Raw genomic sequence first — 5,977 nt, forward strand, 5'->3', positions numbered from 1 at the left:
CCATCTGGAAAGGTAATGACGGTGAGATATGTCCCTGCAGGAAGCAAGCGGGCTTCTTCTTCCCATCCGTCCTCCATTATTCCCGCTTTGACGTTCAGAGCTAACGTATCGGTAATTTTATGGCTATAAGCGCTTTCTAGGTACCAAGAAGGGAGTGACTGTTCTCCATCGATATTAGGTAATGCATTCAAATTACCAAAGGCACTTCCGGTTGTAAATTTGTTGATTCTCCCTTTGAGAGAGAAATCACCGTAACTATACGAGAGTCCAAATCCCACTTGATGGCTTTTAAGTGACGCTAATCCGGTATTTCCGTATTTATCGGTGACATTAATGGGCGAGGTTGCATCATTGTTTTGGTAAAAAAGATCCGTAGAGAGTTTCCAATTGGATGCACGATGGGTATACCAAAATCCTGCTTGTTGTGAAGAATCACTTCCGAAGCTTCCGAAAATAACGCCATTAAGGGGCTCTCCTTCATCTTTTGCGTAGGTTATAACATTGATAGATCCTGAATAACCGTTTACCCCTTCGATAAAACTTCCTGCACCGCGTACGACTTCGATTCTCTGTATAAGCTCAATCGGAAAATCCAAGTATGCACTATAGCTGTCAAAGCTGCGGTCATTGACGACGACACCGTCAATCGCTAATTTGGTCTGCCCGAAAGCAAGGGGATTGGAACCCCGTATAACGGTTGTACGATTGTTGGTCGTATCACCCATCATATCGATTCCGGGAACCAGCATGAGGGCATCTTTTAACGTATGCGCTCCGAAAGAGACCAAATCTTGGTTTTCCCATACCGATAAAATAAAGGGCTGATAATCGATGTTTCGATTGGTTTGTGTGGCCAACTCTTCTGCGTGGTTCATATCTTCGGACAACGAGGTAATAAGAGGCGGTTCACTCGCTAAAAGGGTCAACGGAATAAGTGAAAAAGAGACAATGAGAGAAAAAACTTTCAAAAATATGCCCTTAATCAAACAAAACAGTTCGGTTTTTGCCCTCTTTTTTGGCGCGGTACAAAGCATCATCCGCTCTTCCGACAAAAGCATCATAGCTATCACCGGCATGGTGCATCGTTGCTCCGACACTGACGGTCATTTTAATTGTTTTTCCTGAGTATATGAGATGGCTTTGTTCGATTTTCGAGCGAATTTTATCGGCTACTTCAAAAGCCTGTTCACGGTCGCATCGGCTCAATACCACGGTAAATTCTTCTCCGCCGTAACGATACACTTTATCCCCGCCGCGAATGACAGATTTGATGCTTTGAGCGAAAAAATAGAGCACTTTGTCTCCGGCCAAATGGCCATGCGCATCATTAATGTGTTTGAAATTATCGGCATCAATCATAAGTAATACAATAGGAAGAGCTTTCGATTCACCGGCTTGAATCACACTGTTCAAGTCATCAATCATCCCTTTGCGGTTGGTGACACGAGTAAGGGGATCAACGGTGAGGGCTAAAACCGTTTCTTGTAATTCCGATGTCAAATCATCAATTTTTTTCTGAGCTTTTTTAAGCTCAAGTGACATGTTTTTGCCCAGTTCGCTTAAGCCGTCAACAAAATTGACGCACCGCTCGACTCCTTCTTGAGAGGCTTTGCTTATGTAATTTTCCTGTAATTCGGCAACATGTGAGATATCCGCGTGAGTTTCGACAAAAGAGGCGATTGATTTATGGGCAATATCAAGATAGCGGCTCAAATCATCGTGTGTTTCAATGGAAGGATCATTTTTCTTTTGTTCATCTACGAGAGAGGGATCGGCTTGGACTTTAAATATATCATCAAAATATTTTTTGTAATTATGTGGAAAAGGGGGGATTTGCAGTGATCTTAGGGCTCCGATAGTTTGGTCATGAATTGAAAATATTTTTTCATAAACTTTGGAATCATCCATTTTCTGTCCCTAATGATCTGTATTAGAGGATTGTATCATTTTAGTTTTAAGAATACACTAAGAGAGGTGTGTTTCAATAGTATAATTGTATGCTTTAGAATAAATCCGGTACAGCTGGTCGGTAGTGAGGTTGATTTTAGGTGCCAAATGTTCGATCAGGGTTTGTATATTCTCCGTCTTTTCCAGCTTTTCCGTAATCAACAACAACTTTCCAAAATACCCTTCTCTTTTTACTAATGCATCGACAAGCGGCTGTGCCAAGTGAATTTTGTGGATAATATCTTCCATACTGATGTGGAGATAGGTATCGATTAATGAGAGACTTCCGACTAAAAAAGCTTCATCGGCAAGCTTCGGTTTTCCTAAGGCGATGACTAATTCTCGCATCATATTTGCCCTAAATTTAGCGGCATCGACAATCGCTTCTTGAAATCTCTCTTCATGATGTCCGGAATATAAAAAGAGCCCCAGCCATGAACGCAGACGTGAAGGACCTAAAAGATTAAGGATTTGTTTAATACTCGTAATTTCATGTCTAAAAGAAAATTCGGCTGAGTTAATATAACGGAGAAGATTAAAGGTAAGCTCGGGATAGAAGGAAAATTTTTCACTGATAAGATTCATATCCGCTGTTGAATACAACGTATTAATGATATCGATTGCATTGATAACAGAGGGTTCAATCTTGATTCCGCTGATGACGGTAGGTTTTTCGAAAAAATAGCCTTGAAAATAGTCAAATCCGGCTTTAATACACTGCTCGAATATCTCAATATTCTCTACTTTCTCAGCCAATAATTTAATATCTTGATAGGAAGAAAATTTTCCGATAATTTCCTCTAGTGTCATATTGTTGAGTGCGAGCAAATCTATTTTAACGACATCAATATAGGGGAAAAGCAATTTAAAATATTCAATATTTTCGTTTTCACACGAAAAATCATCCAGTGCAAATTTATACCCGATCTCATGCAAATGGCGCACTTTTTCAATCACATCAGGTGTAACTTTGGTATATTCTAAAATTTCAAAAACAAATTTGGATTTTGGGAGGGATAAAAAGACATCACTGAGGATGATTTGCTCATCCACATTGATATAACCGATTTTATTACCGAGAATGGATGAGAGACCGATATTGTGAATGAGATTGATAATAACGCGTGCCGTCGCATCGGCATTATTTGAAAAGACGGCTTCACTGGATTCATAAGCACTTCTATAAAGGAGCTCATACGAGATACATTTTCCATCTCTATCGAATATGGGTTGTCTACCGATAAAAATATCTGTTTCTCTCATACTAACGCCCACTGTATTGTTTTAGAATGTTCTATATTGTACGTCAGGTATTATATATTTAATCTTATTAATTTTTTTGTTTATTTTAAGCCTTGAGAAGTGTAAACATTCCGAGGGTTCCAGAGAATCCAGCCGCAGCTGCCGAAAGCTTCACTGGCCGCGATTTGTTCACGAATTTCTTTGGCTCCATAGATACGGCGGTCGAATGCGTAATCACGAAATGCTTGCAACCATGGACGATAGGCAAGCGGGGAGGTTCCCGATTTTTCAAGTGCTTTATCGAGAGATTGTTTGACAACTTCATAATTGGCTTTGACGGGATCGGGATGGCCGGGAATTCCTGCATTAAAACCTGATGGGTAGAGCATCGGTGAGAGATAATCGACATACGGAGAGAGGGCATCGACCCGTTGACCGATCTCAATATCGGCGTTATGCCAGCTGACGTATCCGAAAATATCGGCAGAGATAAAGACGTTGTACGGAGTTAGACGGGTACGCGCCGCTTCTAAAAAGCCGGAAATCGCTTTTACCCGTTCCGCTTGGGTGTTTTCAACCGAAAATCTTACCCCTTTGGCATCCGGAAAACGGACATAATCAAATTGAATTTCGTCAAATCCCGCTTTGGCCGTCTCTTCGGCAATGGAGATCATATAGTCCCATGACTCTTTTTGTGAAGGATCGATCCAATAAAGCCCCTCTTTGTCCTTAAACAGGCTACCGTCACTTTTACGAACGCCCCATTGCGGGTAAGCCGTGATAAGAGGGGTATCTTTAAATGTAACGATACGTGCTATAGAATAGATTCCCTCTTTACGAAGTTCTGCAGTGAATTTTTTAATATCTTTGAATAAAATTAACTCTTGTGCACCTATTTTATTGGCGATGGGATTGGTTGTGGCAAACGCAATTTGACCACGATCCATTTTTATGTCAATAACCAGAGCATTAATCTCGGTATTTTTGATAATATCTTTGGCATTACCCATAATTTTTCCATGAGTCGCTCCGAAGCTGGAGAGGTAGAGTGCTTTGGGTTGAAACGGCTGAAGATACATTCTTCCGCCGCTTTTGTAAAATTTGCGTTCATAACCGATGGCACGTGCCCCGATAATAGGAGATGCCGGTACTTTAAAAGCACCGTTGCAATCTGTGCGGTATTCTTTTGAACCGGAGATAATGATAGCATTTGGAATAGGTTTTTGGGTTGTTTTATCGAATACGGTTCCGATTGTGCTCGCTCCCCATGTTAGCGTAGCTAATGTTACTAAAAGCGTCAATGCTTTCACTCTGTTCTCCCTGTTGAATCAATTGCCGTATCGTAGCAAAAAATAGTCCAAAATGGGGAGGTTTGAAGCGATTAAATGTTAAAATGTATTAATACAATACCAAAAAGGTAATATCCATATGTCATTTACGACTTTAGGGCTTAGTGCCCACCTTCTCGATACCCTTGCAGAATTAGGGTACCGTGATCCGACACCTATTCAAACACAGATCATCCCACTCGTTTTGCGCGGACGTGATGTTCTCGGAGCAGCACAAACGGGAACCGGAAAAACAGCGGCATTCGCCCTCCCGATCCTTCATAAACTCATTAGTGCAACCGATGCCAAACAATCGAGTGCACGTGCGCTTGTGATTGTTCCGACACGCGAACTCGCCTCTCAAGTTGCATCCGCGATTGAAACCTATGCTGAGGGGCTTGAGATCAAATGTATCGCCCTTTATGGCGGAGCCAATATGGCACGTCAGGCAAAAGAGCTGGGGGAGGGGGTTGATATCATCGTCGCCACTCCGGGACGCCTTATCGAGCTTAATAAACAAGGGCATGTTCCCCTCTCTCGAATTGAATATCTGGTCTTCGATGAAGCCGATACGATTTTTGATATGGGATTTATCCGTGAAGTGGGGCAGATCATCGATCTTCTCCCCGTGAACCGTCAAAATATGCTCTTTTCGGCAACGATGACCCCTGCGGTCAAACAGCTGAGCGAAAAGATTCTCAAAAAACCGCTATTGATTGAGATCGATAACCTCAAAGCGGCCGATATGACCCTTCGTCAAGTGGTTCATCCGGTTGAGAAAGAGCGCAAAAAAGAGTTGTTGTCATTCCTGATCGGCTCTAACAACTATCCGCAAGTTCTCGTTTTTACCCGAACCAAGGCCGAAGCGGACGAAGTGAGTGCAGAACTCACCGCCAGCGGTTTGAAAAATGTCGTCATCCATGGCGATAAAAAACACGGTGCACGCGATCGCGCCCTCACAGAATTTAGAGAAGGCTCCGCCCGTATCCTCGTAGCGACCGACATCGCGGCACGGGGACTGGATATCGAGGGGCTGGATGTCGTCATCAACTACGATATCCCTCACATCAGTACCGATTATCTCCACCGTATAGGACGTACGGGACGTGCTGGGAATGACGGTCTCGCTATCACGCTTCTCTCCTCCGCTGAGCATATCTCGTGGTCAAAAATCATCACGATGCTCGGTAAAAACGTCGAGACGATCTTGGTTCCGGGATTTGAACCCCCAGCCGATAATGCACTGGTAAAAACACGCGGTAAAAGTCTCTCCAAAGAGGGAGAGAAAAAAGAAAAAACGGCAGGTGCATTCGGCAACAAGCGTAAAAAAGCTCCCGTTCAGCCGAAATTTGTCGGTAAACGCGGCCCTCGTGTCGCACGTGAAGAGTCTGTAGAAAAAGGGAGCACTTCAGCTCGAGGAAGTGCTTTTGGCAATACTAAAAAACCTTCTCCTAAAAAAT

General features: G+C 42.8%; 5 protein-coding genes. 1 reads left to right on the forward strand and 4 read right to left on the reverse strand.

Going from position 1 to position 5,977, the window contains the following annotated elements:
- The 4 genes from A2517_RS03735 to A2517_RS03750 form a co-directional block, all read right to left on the reverse strand.
- A partial coding sequence (locus A2517_RS03735) for a TonB-dependent siderophore receptor (RefSeq protein ID WP_294894276.1) occupies positions 1–968 on the reverse strand: 968 nt, incomplete at its 3' end.
- A gap of 10 nt (positions 969–978) precedes the next feature.
- Positions 979–1,908, reverse strand: coding sequence for a GGDEF domain-containing protein (locus A2517_RS03740; RefSeq protein ID WP_294894278.1), 930 nt, complete (start codon positions 1,906–1,908; stop codon positions 979–981).
- A gap of 57 nt (positions 1,909–1,965) precedes the next feature.
- The gene (locus A2517_RS03745; protein WP_294894280.1) at positions 1,966–3,210 is read right to left on the reverse strand and encodes an EAL domain-containing protein; all 1,245 of its coding nucleotides are present in this window, start codon (positions 3,208–3,210) and stop codon (positions 1,966–1,968) included.
- A gap of 80 nt (positions 3,211–3,290) precedes the next feature.
- Positions 3,291–4,499: a putative glycoside hydrolase gene (locus tag A2517_RS03750; RefSeq protein WP_294894282.1), complete on the reverse strand. Its 1,209-nt coding sequence runs from the start codon at positions 4,497–4,499 to the stop codon at positions 3,291–3,293.
- A 118-nt stretch (positions 4,500–4,617) separates the two neighbouring features.
- Here A2517_RS03750 and A2517_RS03755 point away from each other — a divergent pair.
- The coding region (locus A2517_RS03755) for a DEAD/DEAH box helicase (RefSeq protein ID WP_294894284.1) at positions 4,618–5,977 on the forward strand (1,360 nt) is incomplete at its 3' end.

The organism is Sulfuricurvum sp. RIFOXYD12_FULL_44_77, assembly GCF_001830725.1.
GTDB classification, from domain to species: Bacteria; Campylobacterota; Campylobacteria; order Campylobacterales; family Sulfurimonadaceae; genus Sulfuricurvum; species Sulfuricurvum kujiense_A.